Consider the following 16,085-nt stretch of genomic DNA (forward strand, 5'->3'; position numbering starts at 1 on the left):
CCCATGCCCGTTTACAACCCGCCCCTGCGAGACATGCAGTTTGTGATGCACGAAGTGCTCAAGGTCACCGACGAATTCAAGGCCATCCCGCAGCACGCCGACACCGACGCCGACACCATCAACGCGGTGCTGGAAGAGGGCGGCAAGTTCGCCTCGCAGGTGATCTTCCCGCTCAACATCAGCGGCGACACCGAGGGCTGCCAGCTCGACCAGAAGACGCACGAAGTGACCACGCCCAAGGGTTTCAAGGAAGCCTACAAGACCTATGTGGAAGGTGGCTGGGCAGCGCTCTCGTGCGACCCCGAATTCGGTGGCCAGGGCCTGCCGCTGGTGGTGAACCAGTGCCTTTATGAAATGATGAACTCGGCCAACCAGGCGTGGACCATGTACCCCGGCCTCACGCACGGCGCCTATGCCGCGTTGCACACGTATGGCACCGACGAGCAGAAGAAGACCTACCTGCCGAAGATGACCAGTGGCGAATGGACCGGCACCATGTGCCTCACCGAACCCCATTGCGGCACCGACCTGGGCCTCATGCGCACCAAGGCCGAACCGCAACCCGACGGCACCTACAAGCTCACCGGCAACAAGATCTTCATCAGTGCCGGCGAACATGACATGGCCGACAACATCATCCACCTCGTGCTGGCTCGCCTGCCCGATGCGCCCCCCGGCATCAAGGGTGTGAGTCTGTTCATCGTGCCCAAGTACCTCGTGAAATCCGATGGCTCGATCGGCGAGCGCAACGGCATCTACTGTGGCGGCCTGGAGCACAAGATGGGCATCCATGGCAACGCCACCGCGCAAATCGTGATCGACGGCGCCACCGGCACCATCGTGGGCCAGCCCAACAAGGGCATGCAGGCGATGTTCGTGATGATGAACGCCGCGCGCCTGGGCGTGGGCAACCAGTCGCTCGGCCTGACCGAGGTGGCCTACCAGAATGCTCTGGCCTACGCGAAAGACCGGATCCAGATGCGCTCGCTCACGGGCCCCAAGGCCAAGGACAAGCCGGCCGATCCCATCATCGTGCACCCCGACGTGCGCCGCATGCTGCTCACCGCCAAGGCGTACGCTGAAGGTGGCCGCGCACTGGCGATCTACTGCTCGGTGCTGCTGGAGAAGGTGCATCACCACCCGGACGAGAAGGTGCGCAAGGACAGCGACGACATGCTCTCGCTCCTCACGCCCATCACCAAGGCCTTCCTCACCGACAACGGCTACAACGCTGCAACGCAGTGCCAGCAGGTGTTCGGTGGCCATGGCTACATCAAGGAATGGGGCATGGAGCAGTTCGTGCGCGATGCCCGCATCAACATGATCTACGAAGGCACCAACACCATCCAGAGCCTGGACCTGCTGGGCCGCAAGGTGCTGGGCAACAACGGCGCCACGTTGAAGAAGTTCGGCAAGCTGGTGGGTGCGCTGGTCATGGAAGAGGGCGTGAACGAGAAGATGGCCGAGTTCATCAACCCGCTGGCGGTGCTGGGTGAACAGATCACCAAGTTCACCACCGAGATCGGTTTCAAGGGTCTGCAGAATGCGGACGAGGTGGGCGCTGCGGCGGTGGACTATCTGCGCGTGGCCGGGCACCTGGTGTTCGGCTACTTCTGGGCCCGCATGGCGCAGGTGGCGCTGCGCGAGATCGCCGCAGGCAACACCGACCCGTTCTACACCGCCAAGCTGCAGACCGCGCGCTTCTACTTCGCCAAGCTGTTCCCCGAGACCGCGACGCTGATGCGCACGGCGCGTGCCGGTTCGAAGGTCCTCATGGACACCAACGAAGCCCTGGCGTAAACACGGGTTCCGTTCACACCACCACCAGGAGACACGCATGATCAAGACCGCACTGACCGCCATGGCCCTTTCCGTGGCTTCCCTGTCCGCGTTCGCGCAGATGTCGCCGGTGGGTTTGTGGAAGACCATCGACGACGACTCGAAGAAGGAAAAGTCGCTGGTCCGGATCACGGAGACCAACGGCGTCTACAGCGGCAGGATCGAGAAGTTTCTTGACCCGGCCACGAAGGCCGACGCGGTCTGCGACCAGTGCACCGACGAGCGCAAGGGCAAGCCCATCCTGGGCATGACCATCCTGCGCAACCTCAAGCAGAGCGCCGACGACAAGACGGTGTACGACGGTGGCGACATCGTCGATCCCAACAACGGCAAGGTCTACCGCACCCGCCTCAAGCCCGTGGAAGAAGGCAAGAAGCTGGAGATGCGCGGCTACATCGGACCGTTCTACCGTACTCAGGTCTGGATTCGCGTGGAGTGAACGCGCGCACCCCCGACAACATGGAAAACCAATGAACCGATTTCAAGTGAAGAAAGTCGCCGTGCTCGGCGCGGGCGTGATGGGCGCGCAGATCGCTGCGCACCTGGTCAACGTCAAGGTGCCCGTGGTGCTGTTCGACCTGCCGGCCAAGGAAGGCCCGAAGAACGGCATCGTCACGCGCGCGGTGGAGGGCCTGAAGAAGCTCAAGCCTTCGCCGCTGGGCGTGGCGGCCGATGCCGACCTGATCGGCCGGGCCAATTACGAAGAGCACATGGCGCAGTTGAAGGACTGCGACCTGATCATCGAGGCCATCGCCGAGCGGATGGACTGGAAGCTGGACCTGTACACGAAGATCGCGCCCTTCCTGGCCGAACACGCCATCGTCGCGTCCAACACCTCGGGCCTGTCGATCACCAAGCTGTCGGAAGTGCTGCCCGAGGCGATCAAGCCGCGCTTCTGCGGCATCCATTTCTTCAACCCGCCGCGCTACATGACGCTGGTGGAACTGATCGCCACGCCCACCACCGATCCGCAGATCCTCAACGACCTGGAGACCTTCGTCACCAGCGGCCTGGGCAAGGGCGTGGTGCGCGCCAAGGACACGCCCAACTTCGTGGCCAACCGCATCGGCATCGCCGGCATGCTGGCCACGATGAAAGAGGTGGAGAACTTCGGCCTCACCTACGACGTGGTCGACGACCTCACCGGCAAGCGCCTGGGCCGCGCCAGCAGCGGCACCTTCCGCACCGCCGACGTGGTGGGCCTGGACACCATGGCCCACGTGGTGAAGACGCTGCAGGACAACCTGAGCCTGGAGACCGACCCGTTCTACGGCAGCTTCGGCACGCCGCCGGTGCTCAAGGCGCTGATCGAGGCCGGCAACCTGGGCCAGAAGGCCAAGGCGGGTTTCTACAAGAAGGTGGGTCGCGACATCCTGCGCTTCGACCTGGCCAGTGGCGAGTACGTGCCCGGTGGCGAGAAGGCCGACGAGGTCTACGGCCGCATGCTCAAGCGCCCCGCCGCGGAGCGCCTGAAGCTGCTGCGCAACGCCGAAGGCCCGCAAGGCCAGTTTCTCTGGGCCATCCTGCGCAACAGCTTCCACTACGCTGCCGTGCACCTGGCCACCATCGCCGAAACCGCGCGCGACGTCGACCAGGCCATGCGCTGGGGCTTCGGCATGAAGCAGGGTCCGTTCGAGCTCTGGCAGGAAGCAGGCTGGCTCGAGGTGGCGAAGATGATCCAGGAGGACATCGACGCGGGCAAGGCGCTCTCCAGCGCGCCGTTGCCCGGCTGGGTGTTCAAAGGCCCGGTGGCCGACGCGGGTGGCGTGCACACGGCGCAGGGATCCTGGAACCCGACGAAGGGCGAATTCGAAGGCCGTCTGCAACTGCCCGTGTACCAGCGTCAGCATTTCCCCGAGCTGCTGCTGGGCGAGGCTGGACCGAAGTTCGAGACCGCCGGCAACACGATCGAAGAGAACGATGCGATCCGCATCTGGACGCTGGATGAACACGTGCTGATCGTCAGCATCAAGACCAAGATGCACGCCATCAGCCCCGAGGTCTGCGAAGGCCTGATGGCCGCCGTGGACCTGGCCGAGAAGGAATACCAGGGCCTGGTGATCTGGTCGGGCGACGAGCCCTTCAGCGCGGGCGCCGACCTGCAGGCCATGCTGCCGGCCTTCATGGCCGTGGGCGTGAGCGCCATCGAAGATGCCGAAGGCTTCATGCAGCAGACCATGCTGCGCCTGCGCTACGCCAACGTGCCGGTGGTCAGCGCCGTGCGCGGCCTGGCGCTGGGCGGTGGTTGCGAACTGGCCGTGTACAGCGCGCGCCGCGTGGTGCACATGGAGAGCTACATCGGCCTGGTCGAAGTCGGCGTGGGCCTCGTGCCCGGCGCCGGTGGCCTGACCTACATCGCGCGCCGCGCGGCCGAGAACGCTGAAACTTCCACCGGCAAAGACCTGCTGCCTTTCCTCACCGAAGGCTTCACCGCCGCGGCCATGGCCAAGGTGGGCACCAGCGCGCTCGAATCCCGAAAGCTCGGCTACGTGCTGCACTCCGACGTGATCGTGCCGCACAAGGACGAGCTGCTGTTCGTCGCCATCAACGAAGCGAAGGCCCTGTTCAACGGTGGCTATCGCGCACCCCACAAGCGCCTGTTCCCCGTGGCCGGTCGCGACGGCAAGGCCACCATCCTGGGCAGCCTGGTCAACATGCGCGACGGCGGCTTCATCAGCCAGCACGACTTCCACATCGCTTCGCTGATCGCGAACGTGGTGACCGGTGGCGACGTGGAGCCCGGCACGCTGGTGAGCGAGGACTACCTGATGACGCTGGAGCGCAGGGCGTTCTGCTCGCTGATCGTGCACCCGAAAACGCAGGAGCGGATCCTCGGGATGTTGAACACCGGCAAACCCGTGCGGAACTGAAGGAAACGACCATGAGCAAACAGATTCAAGACGCCTACATCGTCGCCGCCACCCGCACCCCCATCGGCCGTTCGCACAAGGGCTCGTTCAAGCACCTGCGTCCGGACGACATGCTCGCCCTGGCGTTGCGGTCCGCACTCAGCCAGGTGCCCGGGCTCGACCCCAAGGCCATCGAAGACGTGATCTGCGGCTGCGCCATTCCCGAAGCGCAGCAGGGCCTGAACGTGGCGCGCATCGGTGCCATCCTGGCCGGCCTGCCCAACAGCGTGGGCGGCATCACTGTGAACCGCTTCTGCGCATCGGGCCTCTCTGCCGTGCAGATGGCGGCGGACCGCATCCGCGTGGGCGAGGCCGACGTGATGATTGCCGCCGGCACCGAAAGCATGAGCATGGTGCCCATGATGGGCAACTCGCCCAGCCTCTCGCCCACCATCTTCACCAACACCGACGACGTGGAGAGCTATGGCATCGCCTACGGCATGGGCCTCACCGCCGAGAAGGTGGCACAGAAGTGGAAGGTCTCGCGCGAGGCGCAGGATGCCTTTGCGTTGCAGTCCCACCAGCGCGCCGTGGTCGCCATGAAGAATGGCGAGTTCACCGACGAGATCACGCCGGTCGAAGTCACCGAGCGAAGTGTGGACCTGGAGAGCGCCGAGGTCACCACCCGCACGCGCACGGTGAACCTGGACGAAGGCGCACGGCCGGACACGTCCATCGAAGGGCTGGCGAAGCTGCGCACCGTGTTCGCCGCGCGCGGCTCGGTCACGGCCGGCAACAGCTCGCAGACCAGCGACGGTGCGGGCGCGCTCATCCTCGCCAGCGAAGCCGCCATCCAGCGCTTCGGGCTCACGCCGCTGGCGCGTTTCGTCAGCTACGCCTCGCGCGGGGTGCCGCCCCACCTCATGGGCATTGGCCCCATCGAGGCGATTCCGGCTGCCCTGAAATATGCAGGACTCACGCAGGACGCCATCGACTGGATCGAGCTCAACGAGGCGTTTGCCGCCCAGTCGCTCGCCGTCATCAACACGCTTGGCCTGGATCCCGCCAAGGTCAACCCCATGGGCGGTGCGATCGCGCTGGGCCATCCGCTGGGCGCCACCGGCGCCATCCGCTCGGCCACCGTGGTGCACGCGCTCAAGCGCCACAACAAGAAGTACGGCATGGTCACCATGTGCGTGGGCATGGGGCAGGGCGCTGCCGGCATCTTCGAGCGCGTCTGAGCCCATGCCGGCATTCGATCAAGCCATCGCGCTGACTTCGATCGGCGAGAACCTGTATGGCGGCGCCACTTCGGCGGCGTACGCCAACATGGTCGGCCCTTTCGGTGGCGTCACCGCCGCCACCGTGCTCAACGCGGTGCTCAAGCACCCCGCGCTGCTCGGCGAGCCGGTGGCCCTCACGGTCAACTTTGCCGCCGCGCTGGCCAGCGGGCCGTTCACGGTCGAGGCGCGACCGGTGCGCACCAACCGTTCCACGCAGCATTGGGTGATGCAGATCTCGCAGGCCGATGAGAACGACCAGGCGAGCACGGTGCTCACCGCCACCGCAGTGACCGCTGCACGGCGCGAAACCTGGAGCGTGGACGAAGAGCCCATGCCTGAAGTGGCCAGGCCCGACAGCGTGGCCCGACCCAACATGGCGGCGATGGTCGAGTGGGTGAAGCGCTACGACATCCGGATCCTGGAGGGACAGATTCCCGTGGTGTGGAACGGCGCCGGGAATTCCAGCCGCACCACGCTCTGGGTGCGCGACGAGCCGGAACGACCGCTGGATTTCGCCAGCCTCACCGCGCTGGCCGACGTGTTCTTTCCGCGCGTGTGGCTGCGCCGGGCCACCGCGGTGCCTGCCGGCACGGTGTCCATGACCGTGTACTTTCACGCCGATGGCGCCCAACTGGGCAGTCACGGTACCGACTGGTTGCTCGGGCAGGCGCGTGCGCAGGCCTTGCGCAATGGCTTCTTCGATCAGACCGCGTTGCTCTGGAGTGCCGGTGGCCGGCTGCTGGCCACCTCCCACCAGATCGTCTATTTCAAGGCGTGAACAGCCCCCTAGGGCCGCCCCAGGAAGAGGTAGAGCCCGGTGTAGCCGCGCGGTGCGCTCACGATGCTCAGGTAGAGCGGCCCGATGCCGGTGTCTGCGCCCACGAACAGGCTGCTGCCCGCGCGCATGCCACCCAGCGTGATGTCGCTGCGCTCGCTCCGCGCGTTGCCGGCTTCCAGCGAACCGCCCACGAAGAGCGCCCGCGCCACGCCCACGCGGTAGGGGAGGCGCCGGTAGTAGGTCAGGCGTCCGAACACCAGGTAGTTGCCTGCCACCTGGCCCACGCGGTACCCGGAGAGTTGCTGGAAACCGCCGAGTGCGTATTCATCCACCGCACCGATGGGAATCTGGCTGGCGTAGGCAAAGCGCGCACCGGCATTGAGGGTGTGCACACCCCAGGTCTTCACCCCCGTTGCAGTGCCTTCGAGCCGTGTGAAGCTGCTGCTGCCGGTGGCCACACCGCTGAACGTGCGGCGTCCCACCACCAGCTCGCCTTTGGCGCGGTAGCCGCGAGATGGAAAGTTGGCGAAGTCCAGCTGGTCCGCGATGACCGCGCCGCGAAGGCCCACCTCGTTCCAGTTCAGCGTCCCCACCAGGTCCTCCGGTTCCACACCGGCAATGAGCTCCGGTTTGACCTTGCGGTGCCCCGCCACGAGACCCACGCGCATGTCGCCCACGTTGCCGATCAGGCCCATTGGCCAACCCAGATCGAAGCCGACCTGAACGCCCTGGCGCTGCACCAGCGCCAGTGACCGGCCCACCTCGTCGTAGAGCTCCACACGCCTCAGACTCGCGTCCACGTAGCCGGAGACGAAGCGGTCGCTGCGCAAGGTGAGGGGCTGGTACAGCTCCGAATACAGGCCCAGCGTTTCCCCCACCTGCAGCCGGTTGCGCCATTCGGCGCCGCTGTCGTTGATCCAGTGCCGGTTGTGGCTCAGTCGCAGATTGAAGGCACCCTGGCCCTGGAAGTCGGTGCGCAGGTCCAGCCCCACGCGCAGGTAGTTCGGGCCCCACGTGTTTTCATTCAGTCGCAGTGTCAGGTCTTCCGCGCCGTCGTCGCGTCGCGTCAGGCTGTAGTCCACGCGCTCGTAGTCGCCTGTCGCGGCCAGTTTCTGAAGGTCGCGCTCGAGCTGCGGCACGTCCAGCCGCTGGCCTTCGGCCGTGTCCAGCAGGGACGCCAGGCGCGCCGCGTGAGCTTCGTTCACGCCCTCGAACTTCACCGAAGCCACCGCCCCGATCCGCGCCGCGTTGTCCTGGACTTTCGACGCCCGCGCCTGCGCCCATTGCCGGTACTGTGGCGCGTCCACGGCGTAGCGTGCCAGGGCCTGGCCCACCGTCCTGCCGTAGGCGTTGCCCAGCTCCACCAGTTCCGCCACCCGGCCAAAGTCCGACGACGTCAGCGTGCCCAGTGGCGGCTGCAGCAGCAAGTCGTTGGGGGTGAGTGTGGCGATGCTGGCGCGCACGTTCTGCTCGGTCAGGATGTGCACCATCTGCATGGTCACGCCGAACAGCGTGCCCAGCGAGGCACGCCCACCCAGTGGCGTGCCGATGTCCACGGCGATCACCACGTCCGCGCCCATGCGCCGGGCCACGTCCACCGGCAGGTTGTTCACCAGCCCGCCATCCCCCAGCAGCCGGCCTTCCAGGTCCAGCGGCGCGAACACGCCAGGCACCGACATGCTTGCCCGCAGGGCCGCCGCCAGATCACCGTGGTCCAGCACCACCGGCTGGCCGTTTTCCATGTCGGTCGCCACGGCGCGAAACGGTGTGGGCAGGCCATCGAAATTCGCCAGGTGCCGCGTGGACAGCGTGTAGCGGCGCAGCAGCATTTCCAGCGAGCGCGAGGACACGGCCCCGCTCGGCAGGATGAACTGGCCATTGCGAAAACCCAGCGTGAGCACGGGGGAGAGTTCAAAGTCCTCTTCCTTGCGCCGCTGAGAGAGCAACTGGCGCGGCTCGCGCCGGTCAAACAGGTCGCCCCAGTCCACCGCCTGGATTTCGCGCTCCAGCGTGTCTGCGCTCATGCCGCTGGCATACAGCCCGCCCACGATGGCGCCCATCGACGTGCCCACGATCACATCCACGGGCACGCGCGCAGCTTCCAGTGCCTTGATGACGCCCACGTGCGCGAACCCGCGGGCGCCGCCACCCGACAGCACCAGGCCGATGCGGGGTCGCTCCCCCGCACCGGTCGATCCCGGCGCCTGCGCCCTCGCCGGCGCGCTCAGCAGCAGCAGGGCCAGCGCACCCGCGAGGCCCTGGGCAACGAGAGAGGGGAGTGGGAACCGCATGAGGTCGCCAGTGTAGAGGGCCGTCCACTAAAAAAAGCACGCCCGTTCGTGGTAATTTTCGGGTCCCATCCGCGAACCCACCGAGACACTCCATGAGCGACATCCTCGTCCACACCGAAGCCGGCGTCTGCACCATCACCTTCAACCGTCCCGACAAGAAGAACTCCATCACCTCGGCCATGTACGGCGCCATGGCCGACGCGCTGCAGGCCGCGCAGGACGACGCCAGCGTGCGCTGCGTCGTGTTCCAGGGCAGTGAAACGATCTTCTCGGCCGGCAACGACATTGCGGACTTCCTGAACAACCCGCCCGCCGGGGTGGATTCGCCGGTATTCCGCTTCCTTCGCGGCATCGCGCAGTTTCCCAAGCCGTTGATTGCTGCGGTGTGCGGCCCTGCCGTCGGCGTGGGCACCACCCTGCTGTTCCACTGCGACCTGGTCTACGCCGGCGACAACGCCGCTTTCTCCATGCCCTTCGTCAACCTCGGCCTGTGCCCCGAAGCGGCGTCCAGCTTGCTGGTGCCGCAGATGCTGGGTTACCACCGCGCGGCCGAAGCGCTGCTGCTGGGCGAGCCCTTCATGGCCGAGGCCGCGCTGGAAGTGGGTCTGGTCAACCGCGTGCTGCCGCCCACCGAGGCCGCCGGCTACGCGCAAGCCGTGGCGCGCAAGCTGGCGGCCAAGCCCATCACCTCGCTGGTGGAAACCAAGCGCCTCATGAAGAAGAACCAGACTGCGCAGGTGATGGACGTGATGGGCGAGGAAGGAGCGAGCTTTGGCCGCATGCTGCGCGAGCCGGCCGCACGCGAAGCCTTTGGCGCATTCATGGAACGGCGCAAGCCCGATTTCTCGAAGGTGTGACGCTCGTGCACCGGGTGGGTATGCGCCTTGCCCCAGGTGGTCCTCTCACTGAACAGGACCAGGCATGGACCAACACGACAAGCAGCGCGTGCTCAATCAGCGCAAGCCGGGCACCGACGATGCCCAGGACCCCGACTCGGTCCCGGAGCATCTTTTCAGCCAGTATGGGCTGAGCGACCCGGACGCCAAGCCTGGACCGACGGCAGAACCGCAGAAGCCAGCCGACGGGCCGGACGCTGGAAAAGAAGCCGATCCGGTCAGATCGCGCCCACACTCCCCGTCACCGGCAACACCACGCCGGTGATGTAGCTGGCGCAGCTGGGGGCTGCAAGGAACACGTAGGCGGGGGAGAGTTCTTCCGGCTGCGCTGCGCGCTTGAGGTCCGTTGCCTGTCCGAATTCGGCCACCTTGCCTGCCGGCAGATCCTTCGGGTTCAACGGTGTCCACACCGGTCCGGGGGCGACCGCGTTCACGCGGATGCCGCGGCCGAGCAGGTTGCTCGCCAGGGATTTGGTGAACGCGTGGATGGCGCCCTTGGTGGCCGAATAGTCCAGCAGATGCGCACTGCCGTTGAGCCCGGTGACCGAACCCGTGTTGATGATGCAGGCCCCTTTCTGCAGGTGGGGCAGCGCCGCGCGCGTCATGCGGAAATAGCCACCCAGGTTGGTGTCCCAGGTTTCCTTCAGGCGGTCGTCGTCAATGTCCTCGATGGACGCTTCGTGTTTCTGGAACGCCGCGTTGTTGACCAGCACGTCCAGGTGGCCGAAGGTCTTCACGGTCTTCTTGACCGCGTCCTTGCACCAGGCCGCGTCTTTCACGTCGCCCTGGAGCACCAGGCACCGCCGGCCCTCGGCCTCGACGCAACGCCGCGTTTCCTCGGCATCCTCCCAGGAAGACAGGTAGGTGATGGCCACGTCCGCGCCTTCGCGGGCGTACAGCACGGCCACGGCGCGACCGATGCCCGAATCGCCTCCGGTGATGAGCGCGGCGCGCCCTTCCAGTTTCTGGCTGCCCTTGTAGTCCGGCGCCATGAAGCGGGGACGCAGTTCAAGATCAGCTTCCTGGTCCTGGGCGTCGAGGTGTTGCGCCGGCATTCTGGCCGGCTGTTGGCGTGCGCTGGTGCGCTTTTTCTTCTCAGGGCTTGAGGTGGCTCGCATGGCTTGCTCCGGTGGGAAGGTTGAGGGGAAGCCTTCACGGGCACACCGCGTGCCGGAACAACGCCGTGCCGAAGGCACCTGACGGGGCCTCATGGAAGCAACTGCTGCAAATGAGGGCGCTGACCCTTGGAAAATTGGAGACACAAGCAATGGATTTGCTGCAATGGCCTGCGATGCTGGTCACCTTGCTGGCCGCGTGGCTGGTCGCGTCGACCCGGCCCTGGCGACGCCTGGTGGGTTTCTGGACCTTCCTGGCCAGCAACGTCATGTGGGTGGCGTGGGGCTGGCACGCGGGTGCGTACGCCCTCATTGCGCTGCAGGTCGGCCTGGCGGTGTTGAACATCCGCGGAGCGGTGAAGAACAACGACGATACCCACACAAAATGACGGGTTGTTGTCCTACAAAAGGGCGTTCTCACCCGCGCCAGAATTTATTCCATGAGTTCCGACAACCCCACCCCAGCGGCTCTCCTGGTGTCGCCCCTGCACAAGACCGGCGTACCTGGCCTCGACGATGTTCTCGGTGGCGGCCTCACCCGAGGGCGCCTCTATCTCATCGAAGGCAACCCGGGGTCCGGCAAGACCACCCTGGCCATGCAGTTCCTCGCCGAAGGCGCGCGCATGGGCGAACGGGTGCTGTACATCACTTTGTCTGAAACTGCGGATGAGCTCCAGGGCGTTGCCGAGTCGCATGGATGGGACCTGAACGGGATTGATATTCGCGAAATGCTGCCAGGTGCCGATGCCCTTTCGCCCGACGAGCAATACACGATCTTTCATCCGTCCGAGGTGGAGTTGGGTGAGACCACGGTGCGCATCCTGGAGGATGTGAATCGCATCAACCCGACGCGCGTGGTGTTCGATTCGCTGTCCGAATTGCGCCTGCTGGCAGGGAGTTCGCTGCGTTACCGCCGCCAGATCCTGGCGCTCAAGCAGTTCTTTGCCGGTCGCAATTGCACCGTGCTGCTGCTGGACGACATGACCGCCGTCGAACACGACCTCCAGGTCCAGAGCATTTCCCATGCCGTGGTGCGGCTGGAACAGATCCATCCCGACTACGGCAGCTCGCGCAAGCGCCTCATCGTGCTGAAGTACCGCGGGCACTCATTCAGGGCGGGCTACCACGATTACAAGATCGTGCGAGGCGGCCTGGTGGTGTTCCCGCGCCTCGTGGCCGCCGAACATGTGGAGCCGGTGAACCACGTCAAGTTGCCGAGCGGCTTGAAGGAGCTGGACGATCTGCTGGGTGGTGGCATCGAGCGCGGCACGAGCACGCTGCTGGTGGGCGCGCCGGGCACCGGCAAGTCGAGTGTGGCTGTGCAGTTTGCGGTGGCCGCCGCCGAGCGCGGCGAATGCGCATCGCTGTTCATATTCGACGAGAGCATTGCCACCTTGCGCTCCCGATCGGCGGGAATGGGCTTGCCGCTAGACAAGCACATTGAATCCGGTCGCATCCGACTTCGCCAGATCGATCCCGCCGAACTCTCGCCGGGGGAGTTCGTTCACGAAATCCGCGAGGCGGTCACCGAGCACCACGCCAGGGTGGTGATCATCGACAGCCTGAACGGCTACCTCAATGCCATGCCGGACGAGCGCTTCCTGGTCATCCAGCTGCATGAATTGCTGACTTTCCTCGGGCAGTCCGGTGTGGCGTCCATCCTGATTGGGGCGCAGCATGGTCTGATCGGCACGCAGATGACGTCGCCGGTCGACGCGAGTTATCTGGCCGACGCCGTGGTGCTCATGCGCTACTACGAAGCCGAAGGCGAAGTGCGTCAGGCGATTTCGGTGGTGAAGAAGCGCAGCGGCGAGCATGAGCGCAGCATCCGCAGTTTCCGCATTGGGGATGACGGCATGAAGCTCGGCCCCCCGCTGCGGCAGTTTCGCGGCATCCTCACCGGCGTGCCGGTGCCTCTGGAGGGCGTCGGCACCATTCCGGACACGATGTCCACATGACGGAGATGGCGGCGCAGACGAGCGAGTTGCGTGTCTTGCTCCGGATGGTCACGTCCAAGGACGCGTCCATGGTGATCCGCTTACTCGCCCGATCGGGCATCGAAGCGGAATCGTGTGCGGACGCGGCCGGCCTGGCCGCCCAGATGTCGGCGGGCGCCGGGGCTGTGGTGATTGCCGAAGAGGTGCTGGCGGACCAGGGCTTCGGCCGAGTCATGCTGGCGTTGCGCGCCCAACCGGCGTGGTCCGATGTGCCGGTCATCGTGGTGGCGCGCTCCGGCCTCGATTCGCTCGCCATCACCGAGGCGGTGGAACAACTCGCCAACCTCACCGTGCTGGAGCGGCCCATGCGGGCTTCTTCGCTGGTGAGTTCGGTTCGCACGGCGCTGGCTGCGCGCAAGCGCCAGTACCAGTTGCGCGCCACGCTCGAAGGCCTGCACGAGGCGGACCAGCGCAAGACGGAATTCCTGGCCACGCTGGCACATGAGTTGCGCAACCCGCTGGCCCCCCTGCGCACCGGGCTCACCATCCTCTCCCGCATGAACCCGAGCGCGGAGAAGGCGCAATCGCTCTACGCCATGATGGACCGGCAGCTCACGCACATGGTCCGGCTGATCGACGATCTCATGGAGGTCTCACGCATCACGCGCGGCAAGATCGAACTGCAGGCCACGCCGGTGGCGCTGGACCGGGTGGTGCTCGATGCGGTGGAAGTGAGCAAGCCCCTGTTTGTCGCGGCCGAGCAGGACTTGGTGCTCGACCTGCATTGCGCGACCTGCGACGTCCATGGCGACGCCGTGCGGCTCACGCAGGTGTTTGCCAACCTGCTCAACAACGCATCCAAGTACACGCCGCCCAGCGGGCGCATCGGGGTCACCATGCGTTCGGATGCGCGATCCGTGCAGGTGCAGATCACCGACACCGGTATCGGCATCCCGCCGCACATGCTGGAATCCGTGTTCGACATGTTCGTCCAGGTCAGCGGCACGTCGCGCGCTGCGCAGGGTGGCCTGGGCATCGGTCTCACGCTCGTGCGCAGCCTCGTGGAGCTGCACGGCGGAAGTGTCCGTGCCAGCAGCGGTGGTGCCGGATCCGGCACCACCATGACGGTGGAGCTCCCGCTGGTTGTCCCCGCGGCTGTGGCAACGAGCGAACCATCGTCTCCTGCCGTCAGGAACAACGCCGCCAGCGGGCACCACATCTTCGTGGTGGACGACAACCGCGACGCGGCCGATTCCCTGGCGCACCTGCTCGACCTGATGGGTGCCAGCACTTCGGTGGCCTACGGAGCGCGCGAAGCGTTGAACGCCATGTCGGCCCACCCGCCCACGGTCGCCTTCATCGACATCGGCATGCCGGTGATGGACGGCTACGAACTGGCCAACCGCATCCGGGCCACCGATGCGCTGGCCGGTGCGGTGCTGATCGCGCTCACCGGATGGGGCCAGGCGACCGACAAGGAGCGCATCATGGCCGCGGGGTTCGATCACCACCTGCTCAAGCCGGCCGACATCCACGAGCTGGCTCGGGTGTTGCAGACGGTGGGGTGACTGGCAACGCGGCAGCCGTTGGACTGCGCGCCCCGTTGCGCAGGCTATATTTGGTCGGCCATGACCCGACCCAAGCCCGTGACCTTCGCCGAAGCGCTGCGCTTCTGGCTCAAGCTCGGCTTCATCAGTTTTGGCGGTCCCGCCGGGCAGATCGCGATCATGCACACCGAGCTGGTGGAGCGGCGGCGCTGGATCAGTGAGCGGCGGTTTCTGCACGCGCTCAACTACTGCATGCTGCTGCCGGGCCCCGAGGCGCAACAGCTGGCGACCTACATCGGCTGGCTGATGCACCGAAGCTGGGGTGGCATCGTGGCGGGTGCCTTGTTCGTCCTCCCTTCGCTGTTCATCCTCATCGCGCTGTCGTGGGTGTACCTCGCCTTTGGCGACGTACCGCTGGTGGCCGGCGTGTTCTACGGCATCAAGCCCGCCGTCACCGCGCTGGTGCTGCACGCGGCGCACCGCATCGGCACGCGCGCGCTTAAAAACGGCTGGATGTGGGGCATCGCGGCCGCTTCGTTCGTCGCCATCTTCGCGCTGAACCTGCCGTTTCCCGCCATCGTGGCGGCGGCCGGTGTCATCGGCTGGGTGGGATCGCGTCGCTGGCCGCAGGTGTTCGCGCTGGGTGGTGGGCAGGGCACGGACGTCCGAGGCTACGGACCGGCACTCATCGACGACGACACCCCGGCGCCCGATCACGCCCGCTTCACGTACAGCCGGCTCGTGCGTGTGATTGCGGTGGGCCTGGCGCTGTGGCTGCTGGCCATGGGCGGCCTGGTGGTCTGGCAGGGCTGGAGCGCCACGCTCTCGCAGATGGGCTGGTTCTTCACGAAGGCCGCGCTGCTCACTTTTGGCGGCGCCTACGCGGTGCTGCCCTACGTGTACCAGGGCGCGGTCGAGAACTTCCAGTGGCTCACCGGCCCGCAGATGATCGATGGCCTCGCGCTCGGCGAGACCACACCGGGCCCGCTCATCATGGTGGTGGCCTTCGTGGGCTACGTGGGCGGCTGGAACCAGGCGGTGCTGGGACCAGACGCCCTGTTTCTTGGCGCAGCGCTGGCCGCTACGGTGGTCACCTTCTTCACCTTCCTGCCCTCATTCGTGTTCATCCTGGCCGGCGGGCCGCTGGTGGAAGCCACCCACGGCAGGCTGGGCTTCACGGCGCCGCTCTCGGCCATCACGGCGGCGGTGGTGGGCGTCATCCTCAACCTGGCGCTCTTCTTTGCCTACCACGTGTGGTGGCCGCAGGGTTTTCAGGGCGCGTTCGACGGCGTCTCGGCTGCGATCACGGTGGCCGCTGCGGTGGCTCTGTTCCGCTTCAGGGTCGGTGTGATCCCTATGCTCGGCGCATGCGCGGTGGTCGGGCTGGTCATCACACTGCTGACCGCCTGACCCGCGGGGAGACTTTGAATGGAGCCCGGGGCCGGTGCATGCCCGTGATGGCGCAGGGGTCAATCGAATCGTCGAATCCATCACGCTTCGGGCCACGTACTGGGAAGGCAGATCCCTGCACACACCACCCAGGAGCACCC

At 66.1% G+C, this 16,085-nt stretch carries 12 protein-coding genes; 10 read left to right on the forward strand and 2 right to left on the reverse strand.

All coding sequences use genetic code 11. The annotated features are described in order from the left end of the window. The first annotated feature begins 3 nt into the window (after positions 1-3). From ACTIEY_RS12910 to ACTIEY_RS12930, 5 genes are read left to right on the forward strand one after another with little or no spacing between them, the layout of a single operon-like run. Positions 4-1,800 (forward strand): acyl-CoA dehydrogenase C-terminal domain-containing protein, encoded by a 1,797-nt coding sequence (locus ACTIEY_RS12910; RefSeq protein ID WP_439519537.1) that lies wholly within the window; start codon positions 4-6, stop codon positions 1,798-1,800. Positions 1,801-1,837: 37 nt separating this feature from the next. After that, positions 1,838-2,278: a DUF2147 domain-containing protein gene (locus ACTIEY_RS12915; RefSeq protein ID WP_439519538.1), complete on the forward strand. Its 441-nt coding sequence runs from the start codon at positions 1,838-1,840 to the stop codon at positions 2,276-2,278. Positions 2,279-2,309: 31 nt separating this feature from the next. Continuing rightward, positions 2,310-4,709, forward strand: coding sequence for a 3-hydroxyacyl-CoA dehydrogenase NAD-binding domain-containing protein (locus tag ACTIEY_RS12920; protein ID WP_439519539.1), 2,400 nt, complete (start codon positions 2,310-2,312; stop codon positions 4,707-4,709). Between the two features lie 11 nt (positions 4,710-4,720). Further along, the gene (locus tag ACTIEY_RS12925; protein WP_439519540.1) at positions 4,721-5,929 is read left to right on the forward strand and encodes an acetyl-CoA C-acyltransferase; all 1,209 of its coding nucleotides are present in this window, start codon (positions 4,721-4,723) and stop codon (positions 5,927-5,929) included. Between the two features lie 4 nt (positions 5,930-5,933). Next, complete coding sequence (locus tag ACTIEY_RS12930; protein ID WP_439519541.1) at positions 5,934-6,749, forward strand: acyl-CoA thioesterase; 816 nt, start codon at positions 5,934-5,936, stop codon at positions 6,747-6,749. 8 nt (positions 6,750-6,757) lie between these two features. Here the strand turns inward: ACTIEY_RS12930 and ACTIEY_RS12935 are convergent, their stop codons facing one another. Then, positions 6,758-9,040: a patatin-like phospholipase family protein gene (locus ACTIEY_RS12935; protein ID WP_439519542.1), complete on the reverse strand. Its 2,283-nt coding sequence runs from the start codon at positions 9,038-9,040 to the stop codon at positions 6,758-6,760. A 92-nt stretch (positions 9,041-9,132) separates the two neighbouring features. Here ACTIEY_RS12935 and ACTIEY_RS12940 point away from each other — a divergent pair, with 92 nt between their 5' ends. Beyond that, complete coding sequence (locus ACTIEY_RS12940) at positions 9,133-9,897, forward strand: enoyl-CoA hydratase (RefSeq protein WP_439519543.1); 765 nt, start codon at positions 9,133-9,135, stop codon at positions 9,895-9,897. 257 nt (positions 9,898-10,154) lie between these two features. Here the strand turns inward: ACTIEY_RS12940 and ACTIEY_RS12945 are convergent, their stop codons facing one another. After that, complete coding sequence (locus ACTIEY_RS12945; RefSeq protein WP_439519544.1) at positions 10,155-11,054, reverse strand: SDR family oxidoreductase; 900 nt, start codon at positions 11,052-11,054, stop codon at positions 10,155-10,157. Between the two features lie 149 nt (positions 11,055-11,203). Between ACTIEY_RS12945 and ACTIEY_RS12950 the strand changes: the two genes are divergently transcribed. From ACTIEY_RS12950 to chrA, 4 genes are read left to right on the forward strand one after another with little or no spacing between them, the layout of a single operon-like run. Then, positions 11,204-11,440 carry a hypothetical protein gene (locus ACTIEY_RS12950; protein WP_439519545.1) on the forward strand — a complete coding sequence of 79 codons (237 nt, stop codon included), beginning with the start codon at positions 11,204-11,206 and terminating at the stop codon, positions 11,438-11,440. A gap of 51 nt (positions 11,441-11,491) precedes the next feature. Then, complete coding sequence (locus ACTIEY_RS12955; RefSeq protein WP_439519546.1) at positions 11,492-13,009, forward strand: ATPase domain-containing protein; 1,518 nt, start codon at positions 11,492-11,494, stop codon at positions 13,007-13,009. Beyond that, positions 13,006-14,556, forward strand: a complete 1,551-nt coding sequence (locus tag ACTIEY_RS12960; protein WP_439519547.1) for an ATP-binding protein — start codon at positions 13,006-13,008, stop codon at positions 14,554-14,556. Before ACTIEY_RS12955 ends, ACTIEY_RS12960 begins: the two co-directional genes overlap by 4 nt. A gap of 60 nt (positions 14,557-14,616) precedes the next feature. Further along, complete coding sequence (chrA, locus tag ACTIEY_RS12965; RefSeq protein ID WP_439519548.1) at positions 14,617-15,945, forward strand: chromate efflux transporter; 1,329 nt, start codon at positions 14,617-14,619, stop codon at positions 15,943-15,945. Positions 15,946-16,085: the final 140 nt, after the last annotated feature.

Origin of the sequence: Hydrogenophaga sp. (genome assembly GCF_051858985.1) — a bacterium.
Classification (GTDB): Bacteria; Pseudomonadota; Gammaproteobacteria; order Burkholderiales; family Burkholderiaceae_C; genus Hydrogenophaga.